Annotated in this window: 19 protein-coding genes and 1 tRNA gene; 4 read left to right on the plus strand and 16 right to left on the minus strand. The window is 57.8% G+C overall.

The window, feature by feature from the left end:
• Positions 1–9: 9 nt before the first annotated feature.
• From IG617_RS19255 to IG617_RS19265, 3 genes are all read right to left on the minus strand, one after another.
• Entirely contained in the window at positions 10–630 is a 621-nt protein-coding gene (locus IG617_RS19255) for a ribonuclease D (RefSeq protein WP_192110872.1), read from the minus strand.
• Between the two features lie 213 nt (positions 631–843).
• Complete coding sequence (locus tag IG617_RS19260; protein ID WP_192110873.1) at positions 844–2,472, minus strand: CHASE domain-containing protein; 1,629 nt, start codon at positions 2,470–2,472, stop codon at positions 844–846.
• 230 nt (positions 2,473–2,702) lie between these two features.
• Positions 2,703–2,789: transfer RNA gene (locus IG617_RS19265), tRNA-Leu, on the minus strand.
• 186 nt (positions 2,790–2,975) lie between these two features.
• Between IG617_RS19265 and IG617_RS19270 the strand changes: the two genes are divergently transcribed.
• Positions 2,976–3,950 (plus strand): complex I NDUFA9 subunit family protein, encoded by a 975-nt coding sequence (locus tag IG617_RS19270; protein WP_192110874.1) that lies wholly within the window; start codon positions 2,976–2,978, stop codon positions 3,948–3,950.
• 75 nt (positions 3,951–4,025) lie between these two features.
• On the opposite strand, the gene IG617_RS19275 is transcribed toward IG617_RS19270, so the two are convergent.
• Positions 4,026–4,250 (minus strand): YjiS-like domain-containing protein, encoded by a 225-nt coding sequence (locus IG617_RS19275; RefSeq protein ID WP_192110875.1) that lies wholly within the window; start codon positions 4,248–4,250, stop codon positions 4,026–4,028.
• 156 nt (positions 4,251–4,406) lie between these two features.
• On the opposite strand from IG617_RS19275, the gene IG617_RS19280 reads away from it, so the two are divergent.
• Complete coding sequence (locus IG617_RS19280) at positions 4,407–5,420, plus strand: helix-turn-helix transcriptional regulator (protein WP_192110876.1); 1,014 nt, start codon at positions 4,407–4,409, stop codon at positions 5,418–5,420.
• A gap of 6 nt (positions 5,421–5,426) precedes the next feature.
• Here the strand turns inward: IG617_RS19280 and IG617_RS19285 are convergent, their stop codons facing one another.
• Positions 5,427–6,233, minus strand: coding sequence for an undecaprenyl-diphosphate phosphatase (locus IG617_RS19285; protein WP_192110877.1), 807 nt, complete (start codon positions 6,231–6,233; stop codon positions 5,427–5,429).
• Between the two features lie 187 nt (positions 6,234–6,420).
• On the opposite strand from IG617_RS19285, the gene IG617_RS19290 reads away from it, so the two are divergent.
• Together IG617_RS19290 and queG are read left to right on the plus strand one after the other, a co-directional pair.
• Positions 6,421–7,113: a glutathione S-transferase family protein gene (locus IG617_RS19290; protein ID WP_192110878.1), complete on the plus strand. Its 693-nt coding sequence runs from the start codon at positions 6,421–6,423 to the stop codon at positions 7,111–7,113.
• A gap of 38 nt (positions 7,114–7,151) precedes the next feature.
• Positions 7,152–8,249, plus strand: coding sequence for a tRNA epoxyqueuosine(34) reductase QueG (gene queG / locus IG617_RS19295; RefSeq protein ID WP_192111110.1), 1,098 nt, complete (start codon positions 7,152–7,154; stop codon positions 8,247–8,249).
• Between the two features lie 3 nt (positions 8,250–8,252).
• On the opposite strand, the gene fdhF is transcribed toward queG, so the two are convergent.
• The 11 genes from fdhF to IG617_RS19350 form a co-directional block, all read right to left on the minus strand.
• On the minus strand, positions 8,253–11,021 hold the full coding sequence (fdhF, locus tag IG617_RS19300; RefSeq protein WP_192110879.1) for a formate dehydrogenase subunit alpha: 2,769 nt from the start codon (positions 11,019–11,021) through the stop codon (positions 8,253–8,255).
• Positions 11,018–12,694 carry an NADH-ubiquinone oxidoreductase-F iron-sulfur binding region domain-containing protein gene (locus IG617_RS19305; protein ID WP_192110880.1) on the minus strand — a complete coding sequence of 559 codons (1,677 nt, stop codon included), beginning with the start codon at positions 12,692–12,694 and terminating at the stop codon, positions 11,018–11,020. The genes fdhF and IG617_RS19305 overlap by 4 nt, the downstream gene beginning before the upstream one ends.
• Before the next feature lie 102 nt (positions 12,695–12,796).
• Entirely contained in the window at positions 12,797–13,699 is a 903-nt protein-coding gene (locus IG617_RS19310; RefSeq protein WP_192110881.1) for a LysR family transcriptional regulator, read from the minus strand.
• Between the two features lie 6 nt (positions 13,700–13,705).
• Positions 13,706–14,236 carry an RNA pyrophosphohydrolase gene (locus IG617_RS19315; protein WP_338110040.1) on the minus strand — a complete coding sequence of 177 codons (531 nt, stop codon included), beginning with the start codon at positions 14,234–14,236 and terminating at the stop codon, positions 13,706–13,708.
• Positions 14,237–14,245: 9 nt separating this feature from the next.
• Entirely contained in the window at positions 14,246–15,304 is a 1,059-nt protein-coding gene (locus tag IG617_RS19320) for a divergent polysaccharide deacetylase family protein (RefSeq protein ID WP_338110041.1), read from the minus strand.
• Between the two features lie 162 nt (positions 15,305–15,466).
• Entirely contained in the window at positions 15,467–16,807 is a 1,341-nt protein-coding gene (locus IG617_RS19325; protein ID WP_192110883.1) for a S41 family peptidase, read from the minus strand.
• Positions 16,804–18,216 (minus strand): murein hydrolase activator EnvC family protein, encoded by a 1,413-nt coding sequence (locus tag IG617_RS19330; protein ID WP_192110884.1) that lies wholly within the window; start codon positions 18,214–18,216, stop codon positions 16,804–16,806. The genes IG617_RS19325 and IG617_RS19330 overlap by 4 nt, the downstream gene beginning before the upstream one ends.
• Before the next feature lie 159 nt (positions 18,217–18,375).
• The gene (rlmH, locus tag IG617_RS19335) at positions 18,376–18,858 is read right to left on the minus strand and encodes a 23S rRNA (pseudouridine(1915)-N(3))-methyltransferase RlmH (protein WP_192110885.1); all 483 of its coding nucleotides are present in this window, start codon (positions 18,856–18,858) and stop codon (positions 18,376–18,378) included.
• A 58-nt stretch (positions 18,859–18,916) separates the two neighbouring features.
• On the minus strand, positions 18,917–19,327 hold the full coding sequence (rsfS, locus tag IG617_RS19340; protein WP_192110886.1) for a ribosome silencing factor: 411 nt from the start codon (positions 19,325–19,327) through the stop codon (positions 18,917–18,919).
• 157 nt (positions 19,328–19,484) lie between these two features.
• Positions 19,485–20,120, minus strand: coding sequence for a nicotinate-nucleotide adenylyltransferase (locus tag IG617_RS19345; protein ID WP_192110887.1), 636 nt, complete (start codon positions 20,118–20,120; stop codon positions 19,485–19,487).
• On the minus strand, positions 20,117–21,397 hold the full coding sequence (locus IG617_RS19350) for a glutamate-5-semialdehyde dehydrogenase (protein ID WP_192110888.1): 1,281 nt from the start codon (positions 21,395–21,397) through the stop codon (positions 20,117–20,119). The genes IG617_RS19345 and IG617_RS19350 overlap by 4 nt, the downstream gene beginning before the upstream one ends.
• Between the last annotated feature and the right edge of the window lie 12 nt (positions 21,398–21,409).

Raw genomic sequence — 21,409 nt, forward strand, 5'->3', positions numbered from 1 at the left:
CTATCATGCTCATGAGTGAGCGAAAATGTCGTTTTCGTCCCAACCCTTGAGATCGAGCTCGGCGCGAACCGGTAGAAACTCGAAACAGGCCTTGGCGATATGTGCGCGCTCTTCGCGTTCAAGCATGGCTTCCAGACGCGTCTTGAGCTTGTGTAAGTGCAACACATCAGATGCCGCATAGGCCAGCTGTGCGTCCGAGAGCTTTTCGGCGGCCCAATCGGAGCTCTGCTGCTGCTTCGACAACTCGACACCGACGAGCTCGCGAGTGATATCCTTGAGACCATGGCGGTCCGTATAGGTCCGGACAAGCTTGGAGGCGATCTTGGTGCACCACACCGGGGTTACCGCGATATCCAGATACCGCTTCAGAACGGCGACATCGAATCTTGCAAAATGAAAGATCTTCGGCTTGGAAGGATCAGTCAGAAGCCTGGCAAGGTTCGGCGCCTCGGTTTGGCCCCGTGCAATCTGCACGACATCGGCACTCCCGTCGCCCGCAGACAGCTGGACTACACATAGACGATCACGGTGAGGGTTGAGCCCGAGGGTCTCAGTGTCAACCGCCACAGCCTCTGCATTTTCATAGGCAGAGAGATCGGGAAGATCGTGCTTGTGGCTGCGGATCGTCATGAGTGTGACTGGCTCCTCAAACTGTCCCTGCGGCCTGCGGAGGAACTCAGGTAAATCGGGGCCAAGATGCCCGTTTGAACTCTTGTGTCAGGTAGAACATGAAAGGCCGTCGCGCAAGGTTTCCCCAGCGCAATTCCTCTCTTTCGGCCGCCAACCGGGCAAAGCGGGGCAACTCCACCTACTTCAGGATGCAACGGCGATAGATAGCAGTCTTCAGGAAACAGAGGCATTCGGTAGACGGATCAGAATACGGGTCTGAGACTCTCCGATCTCCCGCTCGATCGTGCCCGAGAGCTCCAGTTTGATGTTCATATCAATCAAACGGGTGCCAAAGCCTGGTTTTTTATCGGCCTGAATGGCAATCGGCGCGCGCTTTTCAACCCATTCGATCAAAAGGCTGCGTTGGCGGCCACGCCCATCGATCCGCCAGGAAACAGACAAGACACCCTCGGCATCCGTCACGGCGCCGTATTTCAGCGCGTTGGTCGCAAGCTCATGGAAGACCAGTCCCAATGCCTGGGTTGCCTTTTCGTTCAACTCCACCGCGTCGCCAGACAAGGCTTCATCGGCAACGTCATCGCCAAGGACTTGAGACACTTCCGAATAAAGCAGCTCTCTCAAATCCGCCCGCGACCACTGCGAGCGGGTCAGCATATCTTGAGCATTCGCCATCGAGATCATTCTAGATTGGAAGGATTGCGAGAACTCCTCGAGGTCCTCGGAGTTGCTGGCGGTTTGGCGCGCAATTGCCGCGATCCGGGCGATCGCGTTTTTCAAGCGATGCTTCATTTCCTGAAGCATCAGCTCCTTTTCCTCGAGACCTTGCCTATTTGCAGTTGCCAACGCCCTTGCGGTCATCCCTGCACGGAACTGAGCATGCGACAACGCTGCCGCAAAAAAGGCGATCAGAAGCACTCCGACGCCGAGCCCATAGACCGGATAATAGTCTGATGGATCGCGGAATTGTCTGGTCGGATAGATGTTGAATTCCCAATTCCTGCCGGCAACTTCAGCAGAAACGATCACTTTCGGTCCGCTGTCCGCGACACGGCTCTCGAAACCGCCAGACTTGTAAAGCTGGATAGGCTCGTTGCCGCTAACGTCGAATGTCTCGACCAGAACCGGCAATTGCGCCCCAGGTTCCAATGCCGCGCGATGAAGATCGCCGGCACGAAAGGGAGCGTAGATAAATCCGTCGAGCGGATTTTCGTCCGCCTCTTCACTCTCGTCAGCGCCAGGCGCATACCAGGGAAGATAGACCAGGAAGCCAGCTTGTTTGTCCTCGGTGATTTCCTGAACCAACTCGACCGGCCCGGACGCGACTGCATCTTTGAGCTCAACAGCACTCTGCATGGCCGTGCGACGAACCGGATCGCTGTACATGTCATAGCCAAGGGCTGCAATATTTCGCGGATTGGATGGCTCGAGCAGAAGGATCGCGGTCCTGAGATCCTCTGACGACTCCGGCCAGACCTCGCGATCCAGATTGTAGTTCCTCTTAAGATCGGCCGCGATGTCTGGTTCTGCATCCGGCTGAATGACCTTGGCAAATCCGATCCCTTGAACGCCGCTATACTCGCCGCTCAGATCCAGTCCTGAAACAAAGGCCGAAAACGCCTGCTCACTCACCTCGCCCTTGTTGGCAGAATAAAGCGCACGCGTTGCGTGAAGCAGGGAGATGTGGTTGCCCACCCGCGAAACAATGCTGTTGCTAGCCTGCTCCGCCAAAGAGGTGAAACGGCTTGTCTCGGCGAGCTTGACCGCCTCATGATAGGAAACCGTCGCGCTCAGGCCGACTGCGGTCACCAGTAGAAACACCGAGGGAGAGATCAGGCGATACATTTAGGCTCCTGAAGAACAGTAACGCATCTTATTTGCTTTTGAGAGGGCAACAACAGATTTTTGGAGCCACAGCATTGCCAACAGAAACAAGAACGCCACTTAACATAGTCAAGTTGTCGTCCTTGTTGCATCCAAAAGCATCAAAGGCCGGCTCAAGAAACGAAAAAAGGCCCGGGAACCGGACCTTTTTCGGAAATTTCGGATCTTGGCAGTCTATCCGAAAGAATTTTTGGTGCCCAGGAGAGGACTCGAACCTCCACGCCCTTGCGAGCGCTAGCACCTGAAGCTAGTGCGTCTACCAATTCCGCCACCTGGGCTGTGAGAGGGGCTTTTAAGGACGGGTCGGGATCTTGTCAATCACAGAAGTGAAAACAATTAAACTCATTCACAAGCAGAAAACGCTAGCCCCTTCACAGGGTGACGGCAAAGGTCTAAGAGACTGAGGAACGTTTGGTTCTTGAAAGAACTGCAACATCATTTGGACGCGACAGGGGGCAACCGGCATGTCCATGGCTCTCAATGGAAAACTCGTAACAGTCTTCGGAGCATCCGGCTTCCTCGGACGCCATATCGTGCAGGCACTTGCCCGCCGTGGCTACCGGGTCCGCGCTGCGGTGCGCCGCCCGGATCTTGCCGAACACCTCCAGCCTCTTGGAGCGCCGGGACAGATCATGCCCGTACAGGCCAATCTGCGTTATCGCTGGTCGGTCGATCGTGCCGTGCAAGGCGCAGATGCCGTCGTGAACGCTGTCGGGATCCTGTTTCCTTCGGGCAAGCAAAGCTTTGACGCGGTGCAGTCCTTTGGGCCGCGCGCGATCGCCGAAGCAGCACGTGCCGCTGGTCTTTCCGGGATCACGCACATCTCCGCGGTTGGTGCTGACGAGAACTCCGCTTCCGACTATGCGCGGTCCAAGGCCGAAGGCGAGCAAGGCGCCCTTGAGACCCTGCCGGGCAGCGTCATTCTGCGTCCCTCGATCGTGTTTGGCCCGGAAGATGATTTCTTCAACAAGTTCGCTTCCATGTCGCGGATTGCCCCCGCACTGCCACTGATTGGTGGCGGCGAAACGAAATTTCAGCCTGTCTACGTCTGTGACGTGGCTGAAGCGGTGGCAAAGTCGGTTGACGGAGAGCTGACCGCCGGCGCCACGTATGAGCTCGGTGGACCGGAAGTCGTCAGCTTCAAGGAATGTCTGGAGCTCATGCTCCACGTGACCCGTCGCAAGCGCACGCTTCTACCAATTCCGTTTGACGTTGCAAGTGCTCTTGGCCGCGTGATGCAGATCCTGCCGAAGCCACTGCTTACGGCAGATCAGGTGGAGCTTCTGAGAAGCGACAATATTGTTTCGGAAGCGGCGGCCAAGGAAGAACGAACCCTTGAAGGTATCGGTATCAAGCCGGCGACGCTGGCCGCAATCCTACCGACCTATCTGGACCGCTTTCGTGAGCACGGACAGTTCGACGCGCATCGCGCCGCCTGATCGAACGACTGAAGATTGATTTTTGAACGGGCGGCCCAGGCCGCCCGTTTTGCTTTCGTCGCGCATCGCTCAGCGTCACCGCTGTCGGCGCAGCTCGTCCGGCATCATTTCAAATCCCATGGCGGTACGGGTCACGCCGATATCGCGCAGACTACGATCATCGAGTCTTTGAAGCGCTCGAATGGTTCTACGGTACTCGAGCACTTCCCGTATCCGCCTGCCAAGCAAGACAAGCAGCGTGAGAGGAAGAGCCCGGCTCGCCGCCTTTTGGCGGTAGATTCTATCGGTTGCCATGGTCATGAGTTCAACTCCCTTTTCTGATGGCCGCGGGTGAAGTCCGTCCGGCGATAAAAAGAGAATGCCTGGTCAATCCTGACAGCAGGGAGTCAGGTATATTCTTGTTATGTTCCTTTTTCTGAAAATCTGTCAGAATTGGCCGAACGGGAGAGGACGCAGATGAACCCGATAGAACGCGCATTGGGCATCTTGCTGCTCCTGACTGGCGGAAAACTCGTGACAGCAACGACGCTTTCGGAGCGCTTCGAGGTCTCGCTAAGGACAATCTACCGAGATGTGGACCGTCTGCTTGCGCTCGGCATTCCGATTGAAGCCGAGCGCGGCGCAGAGGGCGGTTACCGTCTGGAGAAAGGTTTTCTCCAACCGCCTGTCGCCTTGACCCGCAGGGAGACTGCAGCACTTCTTACCGCCCTTGCCCTTGTGCGCGGCATTCGGACCATACCTCTGGTGGAAGAGCTCGTCGCCGCTGAAAGCAAGCTAGTGGCGTCGCTGCCAAAGTCGGTGCAACCACTCTTGAGCGAAGCTGACCGCATTATCGGTATCGAACCTGTCCCCGCAGACATTTTCCACGCAGGCACACATCTCGAACCGAATGCCGATTGGCAGAGAGCACTCGACGGCTTCATGACCGGTCTCCTGGAGAGCCGGCGTGTTCGCTTCGATCACCTCAACCCGGCGCGACCTCAACCGCGCGCGCATGACGTAGAGCCCTATGGCGTCTTGTTCGACCGCGATCTTTGGTACCTTGTCGGCCGATCAGTCGGCGCTGACAGCCTGAAGATCTATCGCGCCGACCGCGTTCGCAATATTGAAGTCAGCGGTTTCAGGTTTCAGCCGGAGAAGGCTTTTTCCATACGGCAATTCCTTGGAGGAGCCTGGCTGTCTCAGGCCATGCGCCGCTGGGAAACAGAAAGACCAAGTGCTCTGATACGCGTCACCGCGCACCATGCCGCCAAACTCATGTCCGACTGGTACTATCGACATGCTGTCTTCACACCCGGATCTGACGGCAATGTTTTGATCAGCCTTCCCGATGTCAGTCGAAGCCGCCTTTTTCCCTTGATCCGCTGGCTCGGCCCGGGCGCAGAACTCATCGAGCCCGCAGATCTGAGAGAGCCACTTGCAGCTGAACTGGAAGAACTTGCGAGTGCGCACAGAGTGCAAGTGACCTGACGCCGATCAACCGAGGTAATAGAGCCCCATAAAGCCGAGCAGGCCAACAATGATGCGCCACCAGGCAAAGGGCGCGAAACCATGGCGGGTGACGAAATTGAGGAGCCCTTTCACAACGAAGACGCCAGCAACAAAGGACGCTATGAAGCCGATCGTAATGATCACGGCATCATTCATCGAAAGAACATCGCGGTTCTTATAGAGATCATAGGCAAACGCGCCCGCCATTGTTGGCATGGCCAGAAAAAAAGAAAACTCAGCCGCAGAACGCTTGTCGGTTCCCATTAGCAAGGAGCCTGCAATTGTCGAGCCGGACCGGGAAACACCTGGAACCATGGCAAGACATTGAAACAGGCCAATCTTGAAACAGAGGCTCAGGGGATAGTCCATCACGTCGGTGTAGCGCGGCTTAAGAGGCAGCCTGTCGACCCAGAGCAGAATGATACCGCCTACCAGCAGGGTGGTGCAGATCAGAGCGGGGGATTCGAACAGCACGGTCTTGATAAAGCCATGCGCCATGACCCCGATGACGGCGGCTGGCAGAAAAGCCAAGAAGATGCCGAAAACAAACCGCCTCGACTTTCCATCGCTCGGCAGCGCCATGGCCAGGTTCCAAAGCCGCGCGGCATAGACGGTCAGGATCGCGAGGATGGCGCCAAGCTGAATCAAGACCTCGAAGGTCTTGCCCGTGCTCTCGAAGTCCAGAAAATGCCCCAAGAGCAGGATGTGGCCGGTCGAAGACACCGGAATGAACTCTGTAAGACCCTCAACAATCCCCAGAATCAGTGCGTTGATGATCGTTTGTTCTTCCATCAATAAAGTCTCCAAATGATCTAAAAATCAGCTTTGCCGGATCCCACAAAAATCGACACACAATTTCCAGCAAATTCGGTTGGCGTCAAACCCTTGATAACCACCCTTAGGACATAATTGACAGCTATCGGCACGCGATCAGGTGCCATAGATAAACCGTCTCCAACAGGCTGTTCCAACCTCTTTCATGCTCACGCTCTATCATCATCCGTTCTCGCCGTCGTCCCGCTTCGTTCGTTTGATGTTGAAGGAGTATGGAGCCGAGTATCAGGAACGGACCATAAATCCCTGGGAGCGTCCCGCGGAGCTGCTCGACCTCAACCCGGCCGGCACCGTGCCCGTTCTCGTTGAGAACGATGGTCCACCGATTTGCGGCGCCTCGCCTATCATGGAATATCTTGATGAGACCCGTGGCTACGCGGTCGCGGACAGGCGTTTGATGCCGGATCACCCAGATGCGCGCGCAGAGTGTCGCCGTCTGGTCGATTGGTCGCTCAGCAAGTTTGACCTCGAAGTCGTCGGCCATCTTGTCCGGGAGCGCATCTACAAGCAGACAATGCCGAAGTCTGCGGGCGGCGGCGAGCCTGATTCTGCCGCGCTGCGGGTCGCGCGCGCAAACATCCACCACCATCTGCGATATTTCGGCTATCTTGTGGCTTCGCGCAGGTGGATCGCAGGGGATCGGCTGTCATTCGCCGATTTCGCGCTCGCAGCCGAGCTCTCCTGCGCTGACTATCTGGGTGAAGTGCCATGGGCGGCGGAAGACAACGTGAAGAGCTGGTACGCTCGGGTCAAATCACGGCCGAGCATGCGTCCACTTCTGGGCGAGAAGATCCTGGGCATGCCGGCGGCGGCGACCTACGCGGATCTGGACTTCTGAGCAATACGGCAGGCAAACCCGGCAAGACCGAAAAGCTGATCAAGGCGCTCGAAGACAAAGCCTCAAGCCTCGGGTTCGACGGGCTGAGGATCACTTCCGCGACCAGCATTCCACAAGCACCTGAGCGACTGCGCCAGTTTCTGGACGCGGGTCATCACGGCAGCATGGGCTGGATGCAAGAGACCGCTGAACGCCGGGGAGACCCTCGCAAGCTTTGGCCAGAAGTCAGATCAGTGATCATGCTCGCGATGAACTATGGGCCCGAGGATGCCCCGCTCGCCCATCTGGAAGACCCGCGCAGCGCCGGCATATCGGTCTATGCCCGGCACCGGGATTACCATGATGTCATCAAGGGGCGACTGAAGGAGCTTGCCAATTTCCTCGGCTCGCGCGCAGGAGGCGACGTTAAAGTCTTCGTCGACACTGCACCCGTCATGGAAAAGCCCCTTGCGGAGGCGGCAGGGCTTGGTTGGCAGGGCAAGCATACAAATCTTGTGTCGCGAGAACTCGGATCCTGGTTCTTTCTGGGATCGATCTTCACCACACTGGAACTGCCACCTTCAGGCGGAGAGATCGATCATTGTGGATCCTGCCGGGCCTGCCTTGAAAACTGCCCGACTGACGCTTTCCCGGCCCCCTATCAGATCGACGCCAGGCGCTGCATCTCCTATCTGACGATCGAGCACGCAGGGCCAATCCCGACAGAGTTGCGAAAACCAATGGGCAACAGGATCTACGGCTGTGACGACTGCCTGGCAGCCTGCCCCTGGAACAAATTCGCCTCGACGGCCAGCGAGGCGAAGTTGATCGCGCGGGATGATCTGAAATCACCCCAGCTCGGCGATCTTCTCGCGCTTGACGATGCCGCATTTCGAAAGCTCTTTTCCGGCTCGCCTATCAAACGGATCGGACGAAACAGGTTTCTTCGAAACGTGTTGATCGCGGCCGGAAATTCCAGGGAGCCTGAGTTCCTGGCGAAAGTGCGAGCCCTGTTGGATGACTACGCCCCTGTTGTCAGAGGCGCCGCGGCCTGGGCCTTTCGGCAACTCGCGCCAGAAGACGAGCGCTCAGCCGAGCTCGCGCGGCGCCTCGAAAGCGAAACTGATCCGGACGTTCGCGAAGAGTGGGCGGCCTAGGCCCTACTCCGCAGCCTCGAGCATCGCTGGTGCTATCCTCGCAGCACAGTACTTGAACTCCGGAATTTTGCCGAAAGGATCCAACTGCGGATTTGTCAGGAAATTCGCTGGGGCTTCCTGGAAACAGAACGGAATGAAAAGCATTCCTGTTGAAACGTCGCGATCAGCGCGAAGCGTCAATGTGATCGTCCCGCGGCGGGTCTCGACCCTCACCTGCTGTCCGACTTCCAATCCAGCCTTGCGAATTTCCTTTGGATGCATGGAGACAACGGGCTCTGGCTCAATCGCATCCAGCACAGTTGCACGGCGGGTCATTGCCCCGGTGTGCCAATGCTCCAGCATGCGACCTGTTGTCAGGACGAGCGGGAAATCAGCGTCAGGCAGCTCGGCTGGCGGCACAAGATCTGTCGGAACAATCCTGGCGCGCCCGTCACTGGTGGGGAAGGATTGGCCGAAGAGGATTTCATTGCCGGGTGCATGGTCATCGTCAGCCGGATAGGTCACCGTTCCATCGCGTTCCAGCCGATCCCAGGAAATGTGCTCCAGCGAACGCATGTGCGAGCGCATTTCCTCATAGACCTCCGGCACCCCCGAGTAGTCCCAATTCAGACCAACCCGATTTGCGAGCTCGATGATCAGATCCAGATCCGGTCGCGCCTCACCTGGCGCGGAAACGCAGGGGCGTCCGATCTGAACCTGACGGTTGGTGTTGGTGAAGGTGCCGAGCTTTTCGGCGTGAGCCGTAGCCGGCAAGATCACATCGGCATGCCAGGCCGTCTCTGTCAGGAAGATATCCTGCACGACAAGGTGCTTCAGGCTTGTCAGGGCCTTGCGCGCATGATGCTGGTCCGGGTCTGACATGGCCGGGTTCTCACCCATGACATACATGGCTTCAATGCCACCGGCGAGAATGTCATCCATGATTTCAACGACGGTCAGTCCACGTTGCGGATCGAGCGTCCTTCCCCAGGCGTCTTCAAATTCCGCGAGTATCGCCGGGTCTTCAACCGAGCGATAATCCGGAAACACTTGCGGAATGAGCCCTGCGTCCGAGGCACCCTGCACGTTGTTTTGACCGCGGAGCGGATGGAGGCCAGTCCCGGGCCGCCCGATGTGTCCGGTCGTCAGTGCCATGGCAATCAGGCAGCGGACGTTGTCCGTTCCGTGCACGTGCTGCGAAACGCCCATGCCCCAGAAGATGATCGACTTGCCGCTCTTGGCATACAGGCGAGCGACTTCACGCAAGGTTTCGGCATCAATACCGCAGACCGGTTCCATTGCCTCCGGCGTGAAATCCGCAATCTTTTCCTTCAGTGCCTCAAAGCCATCCACATGAGCTGCAATGTACTGGCTGTCGTAAAGCCCCTCGGTGATAATGACATTCAGAATTGCGTTCAGCATCGCAACGTCGGAGCCGGGCTTGAACACCAGCGCATAATCGGCGAAACGCATCAGACCCTGGTGACGCGGGTCCATGACGACAAGCTTGGCACCGCGTTGAGCCGCCTGCTTCAGATATGTTGCCGCAACGGGGTGGTTCTGCTCAGGCCTCGCGCCGATGACAATGATACAATCCGCATCAAGTGCCGAACTGAAGGGCGCCGTGACCGCGCCAGAGCCGATACCTTCCATTAGTGCGGCAACCGAAGAGGCGTGGCACAGACGCGTGCAATGATCGACGTTGTTGGTGCCAAATCCCTGGCGGATGAATTTCTGGAACAGATAGGCTTCTTCATTTGAGCCTTTGGCGGATCCGAAGCCGGCAAGGCCTGCTCCGCCCTTTGCGCCATAGCTCTCTTTCAAGCCATCCGCGGCACGGTGGAGCGCTTCCTCCCAGGACGCCTCCCGGAACACCGTCAAATAGTTGGACGGGTTCAGTTTCAACTCGGGGTCTTTGGGTGCATCCTCCCGCCGTACCAGCGGCTTCGTCAAACGTTCAGGACTTGAGACATAATCAAAACCAAACCGGCCTTTGACGCATAGCCGGTTTTCGTTGGCAGGTCCGTCGCGCCCTTCGACCTTTACGATCTTGCCGTCGCTGACCGACACGGACGTCAGACAGCCAACGCCACAGAATGGACAGACACTGTCGACAGTTTCGTCCGGATAGACCGTTCGCGTTGCCGCCGTCTCATCCATCAAGCTCTTTTCGAAGAGTGCACCTGTAGGACAGGCCGACACGCATTCGCCGCAAGCGACACAGCTTGAAAGGCCCATCGGATCGGCGAGGTCGAAGACTGGCGCTGCGTGGCTGCCACGCCACCCCATCCCGATCACGTCATTGACCTGGACCTCACGACAGGCGCGTTCACAAAGGTTACAGGCAATGCAAGCCTCCAGATTGACGGCGATTGCCGGATGCGAAACGTCCTGCGCGGGCCTTTCGCAGGGAGCATATCGGCTCGCTGTCACACCAATATTGTCGGACCAGCGCCAAAAGTCGCTTTCCGGGTCAGGGTGCGCATGCCGATCTGGCTGATCGGCCATCAGCAGTTCAAAAACCATCTCGCGGGCCTTGGTTGCCCGCTCCGTCTCCGTGTTGACGACCATGCCTTCCGCAGGATGACGGATGCAGGAGGCGGTTAGGGTGCGCTCACCCTCAATATCGACCATACAGGCACGACAATTGCCGTCCGAGCGATAGCCCGGCGCATCCTTGTGACACAAATGCGGGATGCCAACGCCTTCCCTCTTTGCCACTTGCCAGATGGTTTCATCTTCGGAAGCGGTGACGGACTTTCCATCAAGTGTGAAGGTGACGACCTCACTCATTGGTCGAACTCCTCGGGGAAGAATTTGAGGACGGAGGCCACTGGGTTTGGAGCCGCTTGCCCCAGACCGCAGATAGACGCCGAGCGCATGACCTCATCCAGATCCGCGATTTTGTCACGATCCCAAGTCTTTTCCGTCAGCAGCGAGACCATCTTTTCGGTGCCTGAGCGGCAAGGCGTGCACTGGCCGCAGCTTTCATGCTTGAAGAACCGCATGAGATTGAGTGCGACGTCACGCATGTTGTCACGATCCGAAAAGACCAACACGGCATGGCTTCCGATAAAACAGCCGTGTTTTTCCAATGTGCCGAAATCGAGAGGTTCATCGCCAAGCAAGGCTGGCAGGATGCCACCAGAAGCTCCTCCGGGAAGATAGGCCTTGAAGGTATGGCCGTCCTCCATGCCACCACAGAACTCTTCGATCAGTTCATTCATGGTGACGCCGGCCGGAGCCTCTTTGACGCCAGGGTTCTTCACGCGGCCGGAAACTGAGAAAGAGCGAAAACCCTTGTGGCCGCGGCGTCCCTGCGCGGCAAACCAGTCCGAGCCTTTTTCGATGATGTCACGGAGCCAGAACAGGGTCTCAACGTTGTGATTGAGTGTCGGCCGGCCAAACAGTCCCACCTGCGCAATGTAAGGCGGCCTGTGGCGCGGCAGTCCCCGCTTGCCTTCGATGGATTCGATCATCGCGCTTTCCTCGCCGCAGATATAGGCGCCTGCGCCGCGCCGAAGCTCGATATCGATCGTCGTGATGACACCACACTCTCTCAGGAGCGCGATTTCTGCTTTCAGGATGGCGAGAACGGCCGGATACTCATCGCGCATGTAGAGGTAAATGCGCTCCGCACCAATCGCATGTGCAGCAATGAGGGCGCCTTCGAGCATGCGATGCGGGTCCCGTTCAAGATGGTAACGATCCTTGAAGGTGCCGGGCTCTCCCTCATCCCCATTCACTGTCAGATATTTCGGACCGGGAAGGTCGTGAACGATCTTCCACTTCGTACCGGTCGGGAACCCTGCCCCGCCGAGACCGCGAAGGCCAGCTGCCAATGCATGGTCTGCGATGTCGACAGCGTCCAGACTTCCGGCCCTGACCTTTTGCAGAACCTCATAGCCGCCAGCCGCAAGATAGGCTTTCAACCCTACAAATTCTGGCAGAAGCGGGAGCTGATCTCCAGCATAGATCGCCGAGTGAACCGCGAGTTCATTCGCGCCATCGATGGCCTTCTTGCCGACCTGGACCGCAGGCGCGCCAGCGCATCTCCCTATGCAAGGAACCTTTTGAACCCTGATCTTCGCGGGATCCAAACCTGTCTGAAGAGAAGCAGCTAATGCTTCGCTTCCCTTAAGTGAACAGGCGATGCTGTCGCAGACCCTCACTGTCAGTGGAGCAGGCGCCGCTTCGCCTTCCCGAATGATATCGAAGTGATGATAGAAGCTCGCAACTTCGAAAATCTCGGCCTGAGACAAGCGCATCTCTTCGGCTAGCGCCTTCAGATGCCGAGCATGCAGACAACCGAATTTATCCTGGATCTTGTGGAGATGCTCAATCAGGAAGTCGCGCTGCCGGGTCTCATTTCCCAAGAGACTGCGTACATCTTCAAGAGCTGTTTCTTCGAGCTGGCGGCCCTTGGGCTGGGACGGCTTTCTGGAAAGCCCCTTGCCGAATGTCATGTCATCTGTTCCCGCTGGCTATAATAGCCTGAGGAAACGTCCTTCCAAATGCAATGGCAAGTCATCAATGCGGATCATTTGATAATCTGAAATTATCAATTTTCAGGCAATATCCGGTATCGCTGCAACTAAAGCTGATGTCACGGGCAGCGCCGGTTCACGCTGGGGCACGAGGATGCCGAGCTTCGCCCGCGCGTCAGGGTCGACGAGATCGAGGACCTGCAGGCCCTCGCTCAGTCCTGCATCCACCTGAAGGCGTGGCAAGATGGTCGCAAAGCCGCCGTCTCGGACAAGTGCAAGTATCGCGTTGAAGCTGTTCGATTCAAATGGCGTCTCGGGCGTCTTGCCCGCCTGTGCGAACGCGGCCTCTATGATCCGGCGGTTCTGCATGTCAGGCGTCAACAAACAAAGAGGCAGCTCAGCCGCCTGAGACCAGGTCATCTTCGTTGCGTTAGTCGCTTTCAGATCGACATTTTGCGCTGCGACGAGACAGTAGGTTTCCTCGTAGATCGGAAATGCTTTGCAATCCGCCGGAGTGCCTTCAGCCAGATAGGTGAGCCCTGCATCGAGACTAAAGTCCGCCAGTCCAGCCTCGATCGCAGATGATGACAGGGATAGGACCCGGAAGGTTATGCGGGGATGGATCCGTGCGAGGCGACCGCAAAGCCGACCCGCATAGGGCGCGGCAGATGGCACAACACCGAGCCGCAAGACCCCAGACGGGCTGCCTGAAACGGCAACGTCCTGCACCAAGCCGCCGCAGTCAGACAAAATGCGTCTTGCCCAGACGAGGATCCGCTCTCCCTCGGGTGTAAAACCTTCGAACCGTTTGCCCCGAAAAATCAATGGCGTCGCGAGAGCCGCCTCCAGACGCCGTATTCTTGCAGACAGGGCGGGTTGCGACAGGCCACATGCAGCAGCAGCCCGAGCGAAGTGCCGGTGTTCAGACATGGCGAGAAGAAGGCGAAGGTCAATCAGATCGAACGGAGGAAGACGATCCATCATGTCGGCTTAGGCCGTCAGATGAGAAAAAGCGGACACAACCACTTCGTAGACGCCCCGCTTGAAGGGGACGATCAGTCCGGGGAGCGTCTGAGCGTCCACCCATTTCCATTCGCAAAACTCAGGCTTATGGCCATCAGGCGGTGAGAGGACGTTGATCTCATCAACCGGGCCGGTGAAGCGCACAGCATACCATTTCTGCGCCTGTCCCCGGTATTTCTTGCGCCGTGACACGGCGATGACTTCCGCAGGATAGTCGTAGGTCAGCCAGTCCGCAGTCTCGCCGACAACCGAGACAGAATGGATCGAGGTTTCTTCGTAAAGCTCTCTCAGCGCGGCCACCTTCGGGTCCTCGCTGGTATCGATCCCGCCCTGTGGCATTTGCCAGGCGAACTCGTACTCGGAAGCGCCCTTGCCGTCGTCTCGCTTACCGACCCAGACCTTGCCAGCCTCATTCAACACCATGATTCCGACACAGGGGCGGTATGGCAATCCGTCTGAAACAACAGGAAAGCCCGGGTCCGTTCTCTCTTTAGGCACGGAAATCACTCATCGATCAATCGTTGCGCTTACAGGCACGAGCAAAAGGCCCCGCTCTTCAAGGTCGCGAGACCAGACCTCGAGTTGGCGGACCGTGACCGGCAGAGCCGAACCGGAGGCCACGGCGACACCGCGCGCTCTGGCGACGCCCTCCAACTGAAGCAGTTTCGCGTTGATCTGGTCTTCCCGCGGAACGGCATCCAGCACAACATCGACCGCACTGAAGGGTGCTTTAACCTCGGCAGCGACTTCGGCGGACATGCTGCGCGAAGATGCTCCGTTGTCGACGAACATCAGGCCGCGGCCGGTGAGCTTTTCCAACAGATACTGCATGGAAGGCCGCGTCGACGTATAGCGCGCACCCATTTCATTGATCACGCCAACATAGTTTGTGACCCGCGTCATCAACCATGCCAAACGATCCATCATCTCGGCAGGACGCAGACTGATGAGCAAAGTGTGCGGACCGGGGTCATTGTCAGGAAAGTCAAAAGGCTCAAGCGGCAACTGGAGCAGAAGTTCGTGCCCCTTGGTGCGTGCGCTCTGCATCCAGCGGTCCATGTTGGAGCCATAGGGTGCCATGGCAAAGGTCACGTCGGCCGGCAGACTGTCGATGGCGTTCTGCGTCCCGGTCTCGCTCAACCCAAGCCCACCGATGATCACTGCGATCTTTGGAATGGATGCGAATTCGCTCGAAAACGGTCGCGCATAGGCGTCCAGAGGCCGGACGCCATCCGAGCTGATACGCGGCAAGAATCCGTAGTCGGATCTCTCGCTGACGCGCGGGTCAGGGTTGATCAGAAGTCCCGCGGACGGACCATCGCCCCCTTCTGACGCTTGAAGGTTATAGCGAGGTCCCAGGTTCGCATTGTTCTGCTCACGCCTCAGATTGGGGCCTAGATCGCCTTCAAGTGAGGGGCGAATTTCGACGACTTCGATATCGCGAGAGGAGAGGCCCTTGACGGAGTTTTCCAGTGGCACCACAGCGACCGGTTCGCCGCCGAAGGGATCGTTCACAACCCCCATCCAGATCGCCGCAGTCGTCGCCACAACGCTCAAGATCCCCACCCCCATCAATCCAAAGGGGAGACGAAGGATTCGGCGTTTTCCAAGTCCTAAGGGTGCAGAGAGATCTTCACTCGCCATGGGGTCCGTCGGGCATCCTTTGTTTCGGCTCGAGCAGAAGAGTGGTGGCCGCGCTTCTGTATCAAAGCGCGGCCACCAGCTTTATCAATTTGGCGCCGAAGCGGAGTCGCCGGTCGGCGGGAACGCGCTGTTCACCTGTTCGCCGCGCAAGAGATCAAGCGCCAGCTTCAATTGCGTATCTTCAGCCGGGTCGGCAGGTACATAGGCCTGGCTGCCAGACTGCTCTTTTTCGCCCTCTTCGCCTTCAGCCTCTAGGTGACCGCGCAACCCGGCCTCGCCCTTGGTTTCAGCGCGTCCCTTGAGCTCATCCGGCAAGTCCTGCAGGGACTCGATGTCAGGGGCGATGCCCTTCGCCTGGATAGAGACACCGGACGGCGTGTAGTAGCGTGCCGTCGTCAGACGAATAGCACCATTTGCACCCAGCGGAATGATGGTCTGGACCGAGCCCTTACCGAACGAACGCGTTCCAAGGATCGTCGCCCGGCGATGATCCTGCAGAGCACCAGCAACGATCTCCGACGCGGAGGCAGAGCCACCGTTGACCAGAATGATCACCGGCTTGCCTTCAGTCAGATCGCCACTGCGGGCGTTGTAGCGCTGGGTCTCATCAGAGTTCCTGCCGCGCGTCGAGACAATCTCGCCGCGTTCGAGGAAAGCATCAGAGACTGCAATCGCCTGGTCAAGAAGACCACCCGGGTTGTTGCGAAGGTCAATGACGAAGCCCTTGATATTGTCTTCGCCGATGTTGTTCGCCGTCTCTTCGATGCCCTTCTTCAGGCCATCGAATGTCTGCTCATTGAACTGGGTGATGCGGACATAGCCAACATCGCCTTCTTCACGCCAGCGCACCGAGCGAATGCGGATGATGTCGCGCGTGATGGTGATATCGAGCGGCTCGCCCGCACCCTCGCGCCGAATTGTCACGATGATGTCGGTCTTGACCGGGCCACGCATCTTTTCGACCGCCTCATTCAGGGTCAATCCCTGAACTTGCTCGCCGTCGATATGGGTGATCAAATCGCCCGCCAGCACACCGGCCTTGTAGGCTGGCGTATCATCGATCGGGGAGACGACCTTAACGAGACCATCTTCCATGGTGACCTCGATACCAAGTCCACCGAATTCGCCGCGGGTCTGCACCTGCATGTCGCGGAAGCTCTTGGGGGACATATAGCTGGAATGCGGGTCCAGCGAGGTCAGCATGCCGTTGATCGCGCTTTCAATCAGCTGCGCATCATCTGGCATCTCGACGTAATCGGAGCGCACGCGCTCGAAGACATCACCAAAGAGATTGAGTTGGCGATAGGTGTCAGACGCAGCGGCATTGGCCGCGTCACTGACCCGGAAGGGTATCTGGGTCAGCGTGGTGACTGCAGCAGCCCCCATCAGCGCACCAACGAGTAGCAGTGAAGCTTTCCGAATCATCCGCGAGCCTTTTCTTCTTCAACGCGCACCCACCAGGGTGTGGGATCGATCGCACTTCCGTCTTTGCGAAATTCAACATACAGGATCGGCTGGGAAGAACCCAAACCAATCGTGGAGGCACTTGCCCATTTGGTTGTGCCCATAACGCCTACAGGTTCCCCTGCAAGCACGAATTGCCCCAATTCAGCGTCGATTCGGTCCATGCCGGCAAGAAGTACATGGTAACCGCCGCCTGTGTTCAGGATCAAGAGCTGGCCGAACGAACGAAAGGGTCCAGCATAGACAACCCAGCCATCAGAGGGCGAGGTAACACGTGATCCTGCTCGAGTTGTGATCGACTGCCCTTGTGTGAGGCTACCGAACTCATCTTCCTGACCGAAGTCCCGCACCATCTCACCGGAAACCGGCCGGGGCAAGCGGCCTTTTGTATCCTCAAAGGCAACAGCAGGCGCGAGCCGACCCGGATCAGAAAAGGGATCCTGACGCTCGCTCTGGTCAAGACGGGCCTGTCTCTCGGCCTCACGAGACTTTGCTGCCGCGGTTCTGGCGCTCTCGATTTCGCGTTCAAGATCGGCGATCAATTCCTTGAGAGTGCCCGCCTTTGCGGCCAATTCCTGCGACCTTGCCTTTTCCTGGGCAAGCTCTGCCGCCGTCTTGTCGCGCTCCTGACGCTTGGCGCTTAGGAGCAGCTCAAGGCGGGATTTTTCTTCCGCAAGACGCATGGCATCGCCGCGCAGACTCTTCTTCTCTTCGGCGATTACAGACTTCAGACGGCTGAGTTCCGCCAAATCGGCGGCGAGCGCTTCGGTTTCCACTCTCAGTTCAGGCATGACGGCGTTGAGCAGGATTGCGCTTCGTACCGCTGCCAGTGCGTCACTAGGGCGCACCGCCAAGGCCGGTGGCGGACGCCGGCCAATACGCTGAAGGGCAGCCAAAACCTCAGCGAGGACACCCCGGCGCCCTCTCAAGGACATGCGGACCGTGTCTTCGTTTTCCGCGAGGCGAAGAAGCCGCCTTTCGGTGTCGGTCAGTTTGGTCTCGAGTGATTTGATGGTATCGGCGGCGGTCAGGATCTTGCTGTTCAGCGTGTCTCTGTCCCGGTCGATCAGCTGGATTTCCCGTTCGATTTCCGACTGTCTTTGATCCGAGACTTCCATGTCGCGCCCCAGTGCCAAGAGTTCCTGCTCTCGCACCTGTTTTTGAAGAGCTGCTTGATCGATTTCCGGAGCGGTTGACGCCGTCTCAGGCGCTTCAACAGTTTCAGTGGATATTGCCGGATCGATTGCGATCAACAGCAAAAGTCCCGATGCCACAATCGACGAGATAACGCCCAGCGAGTGGCGTCTCTGCTCATGCGGGCAGAGCCTCGAAGGTCTCGCGTGCCATCTGCCGATCAATCGGTCCGTCATGAGGAGTCGATACCCAATGCATCGTTAAGGAACCGTTCACCAGATCCTGCTGCGGGCCGCCACTGGCAAGATTACAACCTAGCGGCTGATTAAGGCGACAACCGGGCATCTCGCGAAACCGCGACTGCAATCCAAGTCTTGGCGACGCCCTAGCGCAGATTACTCGCGATGATAGGGATGGCCCGCCTGAATCGTCAGGGCTCTGTAAATCTGCTCTGCCAGGAGAATACGAACGATCTGGTGCGGCCAAGTCATCGCCCCAAAGGCAATCTTCAGGTCAGCCCGGGCCAATATGCGATCGCCGTGACCATCAGCGCCGCCAATGGCGAAGGAGACATCGGGAACACCCTCATCTTTCCAGGCTTCCAGCTTCGAACTGAAATCAGAGCTGCTCAGGGATTTTCCGTGCTCGTCCAGGACAACGAGTTTTCCACCCGCAGGCAACGCTGCCTCCAGGGAAGCAGCCTCTTCTGCCTTGCGGTCAGCCCCCCGTTGGGCGCGGCTCTCCGTGATCTCCCTGACAGAGATGTCCGCCAAGCCGAGACCGCGTCCGGTTTTTCTAGCGCGGTCAATATAGCGGTCGAACAAATCCTTGTCGGACCCGGATTTCATGCGCCCGACACAGGTTATATTAAACCGCATAGCATCCCTTGCAGGGCCGATGGCCCCGCACTCTTACTCTCTCAGACCAGCCAGCTTGCTAGCCGACGTACTGCGGTGCGTCGTCCGGCTCAGGGGCCCACATTTTCTCGAGGTTGTAGAAACCTCGCACTTCAGGACGGAAAATGTGGACGATGACGTCACCGACATCGATCAGAACCCAATCGCAGGTCGTCAGACCTTCAATGTTGGCGTTACCGGCACCCGCGTCCTTGACGTCGCGCAGAAGGTGATCAGCAATCGCACCCACATGACGATGCGAGCGACCCGAGGCGATCACCATTTGATCCGCCAATGAGCTTTTACCGGAGATTTGGAGAGTCACAATGTCCTCTGCCTTGGAGTCTTCAAGACTGGCGAGAACCGTATCGATCAGCTCACCCGAAAGTTCAGCGCTTGCGGGAGACTGTTTCGGAGCGGACTGGATGGCCCCCTCACTTTCAAAGGTCATGGTCAGGTTTTGTGCCTTTCGCCTTGTTGCCCCCGCACATCATGTCGGGGGACGGTTTGACCGTACCTCGGACGCCATATCGGCGCCCTCCTATAGGATAAGCCCTTCAAGTTTGCATTTTCAAGACATGCAACAAATCCAGGGGCTTCACTTTCCGTTACGGAATCTTCTTCTGCCTCAAACCAGTTGAGGACGTGTTGTCGAGTGCGGAGTGAAGAAATGTCCAAGCAGGCGGCTTCAGATCTGCCAGCAAGGAAGCGTCTTCCTCTGCAACTCTTTGGCGCTCATAGGCTTTCGCCAGTGGTGCGCCGAGGGTCGCCAATGACGAGCCCGGTCGGTCGATGATCGCGATCGGAACGGTTTGAACAATCGACCGCCAATCCTGCCAATGATGAAATCCGGCGAGATTGTCGGCCCCCATAATCCAAACAAAGTTCAACGCAGGACGTTTTCGCTTCAGCAACTGGATCGTCTTTGCCGTGTAGGGCGATCCGAGAATCACTTCGTGAGCGCAAACCCTCATCTTTGGATGGTTGGCCAGCGCACTGGTCATATGGACCCGCATTTCGAGCGGCGCAAGTTCTGCGTGATCCTTGAGAGGGTTTCCAGGGGTAACCAGCCACCAAACCTGATCAAGATCGAGACGCTTCAAGGCTGTCTCCGCGACCAGCAGATGTCCACTGTGTGCCGGATTGAACGAGCCACCGAATATGCCGATGCGATTGCCGCGCTCCGCGTGGGGCAACTTCAACCATTCAGGAACCAGCTTTTCTTGACCGGAACATGCCGTCATGAACGGATCTGTCCCTCGCCGCGAACACGATACTTGAAGCTTGTCAGTTGCTCCACACCAACAGGGCCGCGCGCGTGCATACGCCCTGTCGCAATGCCGATTTCTGCCCCCATACCGAATTCACCGCCGTCAGCGAACTGCGTAGACGCATTATGCAAAACGATGGCTGAATCGACGCGCTGGAAGAAGGCTTCTGCCGCGTCAATGTCTTCCGTGACGATACAATCGGTATGATTGGAGCTATAGGCTGAGATGTGTTCAATGGCTTCATCGAGGCCAGAGACGACTCTCACCGCCAGGATCTCATCAAGATATTCAGTGCTCCAGTCGGCTTCGCTCGCAGGCACCACGTTTTCGCAAAGCTCGCGCGTGCGTGCATCGCCGCGCACTTCACAGCCTGCGTCTTGCAGTGCCTTCACGATCGCAGGCAGATGGCTGTGGGCCACGGCCTCATCAAACATCAAGGTTTCCAGTGCTCCGCAAATACCGGTGCGCCGCATCTTGGAATTGACGACGATGTCGAGAGCCTTGTTCAGATCAGCCTGTCTGTCGACAAAGATATGTACGAGGCCTTCCAGATGAGCAAAGACCGGCACCCGGGCTTCGTCCTGGACTCGCGCCACGAGGCTCTTGCCACCGCGTGGGACGATCACATCCAGATTGCCGCCGAGCCCCTTCAGCATCTCGCCAACGGCCGCGCGATCGGTGACCGGCACCATCTGAATGGCGTCTTCTGGCAAGCCGGCTGCCTTAAGACCAGCCTGCAGAGCCGCATGTATGGCCTTGTTGGAATGGATCGTATCCGAGCCGCCGCGCAGAACCACCGCATTGCCCGCCTTCAGACAGAGCGCGCCAGCATCTGCGGTCACGTTCGGACGGCTCTCGTAAATCACGCCGATGACGCCTAGCGGAGTTCGAACACGTTCGATCTTAAGACCGTTAGGTCGCTCCCAGGCCGAAATCACGCTGCCGACCGGGTCATCCAGCGCAACAATATCTTCCAGCGCCTGAGCAACAGCCTCGATGCGCTCTTCGGTCAACGTTCCGCGATCGAGAAACGATGCGCTTTGACCGTTCGCGCGCATCAACTCAAGGTCCTTGGCGTTGCCCTGAAGGATATCCGGCATGGCTGCGCGCACGGCTTTGGCCATTTCTTTAAGCGCGCTGTCCTTGGTTTCGGTTGGAGCCACGGCAAGTATTCGGCTTGCCGCGCGAGCGCGCTGACCGATTTCTGCCATGAGAGCCTGAACGTTGACGGACTCAACCTTTTCCAACATTTTTCTCGTTCC

Source organism: Roseibium polysiphoniae (genome assembly GCF_014842925.1).
Taxonomy (GTDB): domain Bacteria; phylum Pseudomonadota; class Alphaproteobacteria; order Rhizobiales; family Stappiaceae; genus Roseibium; species Roseibium polysiphoniae.

Excerpts from the sequence above, each read along its gene's own strand:
- IG617_RS19255 (WP_192110872.1), bottom strand. The coding sequence starts at position 630 with ATGACGATCCGCAGCCACAAGCACGATCTTCCCGATCTCTCTGCCTAT.
- IG617_RS19260 (WP_192110873.1), bottom strand. The coding sequence starts at position 2,472 with ATGTATCGCCTGATCTCTCCCTCGGTGTTTCTACTGGTGACCGCAGTC.
- IG617_RS19270 (WP_192110874.1), top strand. The coding sequence starts at position 2,976 with ATGTCCATGGCTCTCAATGGAAAACTCGTAACAGTCTTCGGAGCATCC.
- IG617_RS19275 (WP_192110875.1), bottom strand. The coding sequence starts at position 4,250 with ATGACCATGGCAACCGATAGAATCTACCGCCAAAAGGCGGCGAGCCGG.
- IG617_RS19280 (WP_192110876.1), top strand. The coding sequence starts at position 4,407 with ATGAACCCGATAGAACGCGCATTGGGCATCTTGCTGCTCCTGACTGGC.
- IG617_RS19285 (WP_192110877.1), bottom strand. The coding sequence starts at position 6,233 with ATGGAAGAACAAACGATCATCAACGCACTGATTCTGGGGATTGTTGAG.
- IG617_RS19290 (WP_192110878.1), top strand. The coding sequence starts at position 6,421 with ATGCTCACGCTCTATCATCATCCGTTCTCGCCGTCGTCCCGCTTCGTT.
- fdhF (WP_192110879.1), bottom strand. The coding sequence starts at position 11,021 with ATGAGTGAGGTCGTCACCTTCACACTTGATGGAAAGTCCGTCACCGCT.
- IG617_RS19305 (WP_192110880.1), bottom strand. The coding sequence starts at position 12,694 with ATGACATTCGGCAAGGGGCTTTCCAGAAAGCCGTCCCAGCCCAAGGGC.
- IG617_RS19310 (WP_192110881.1), bottom strand. The coding sequence starts at position 13,699 with ATGATGGATCGTCTTCCTCCGTTCGATCTGATTGACCTTCGCCTTCTT.
- IG617_RS19325 (WP_192110883.1), bottom strand. The coding sequence starts at position 16,807 with ATGATTCGGAAAGCTTCACTGCTACTCGTTGGTGCGCTGATGGGGGCT.
- IG617_RS19330 (WP_192110884.1), bottom strand. The coding sequence starts at position 18,216 with ATGACGGACCGATTGATCGGCAGATGGCACGCGAGACCTTCGAGGCTC.
- rlmH (WP_192110885.1), bottom strand. The coding sequence starts at position 18,858 with ATGCGGTTTAATATAACCTGTGTCGGGCGCATGAAATCCGGGTCCGAC.
- rsfS (WP_192110886.1), bottom strand. The coding sequence starts at position 19,327 with ATGACCTTTGAAAGTGAGGGGGCCATCCAGTCCGCTCCGAAACAGTCT.
- IG617_RS19345 (WP_192110887.1), bottom strand. The coding sequence starts at position 20,120 with ATGACGGCATGTTCCGGTCAAGAAAAGCTGGTTCCTGAATGGTTGAAG.
- IG617_RS19350 (WP_192110888.1), bottom strand. The coding sequence starts at position 21,397 with ATGTTGGAAAAGGTTGAGTCCGTCAACGTTCAGGCTCTCATGGCAGAA.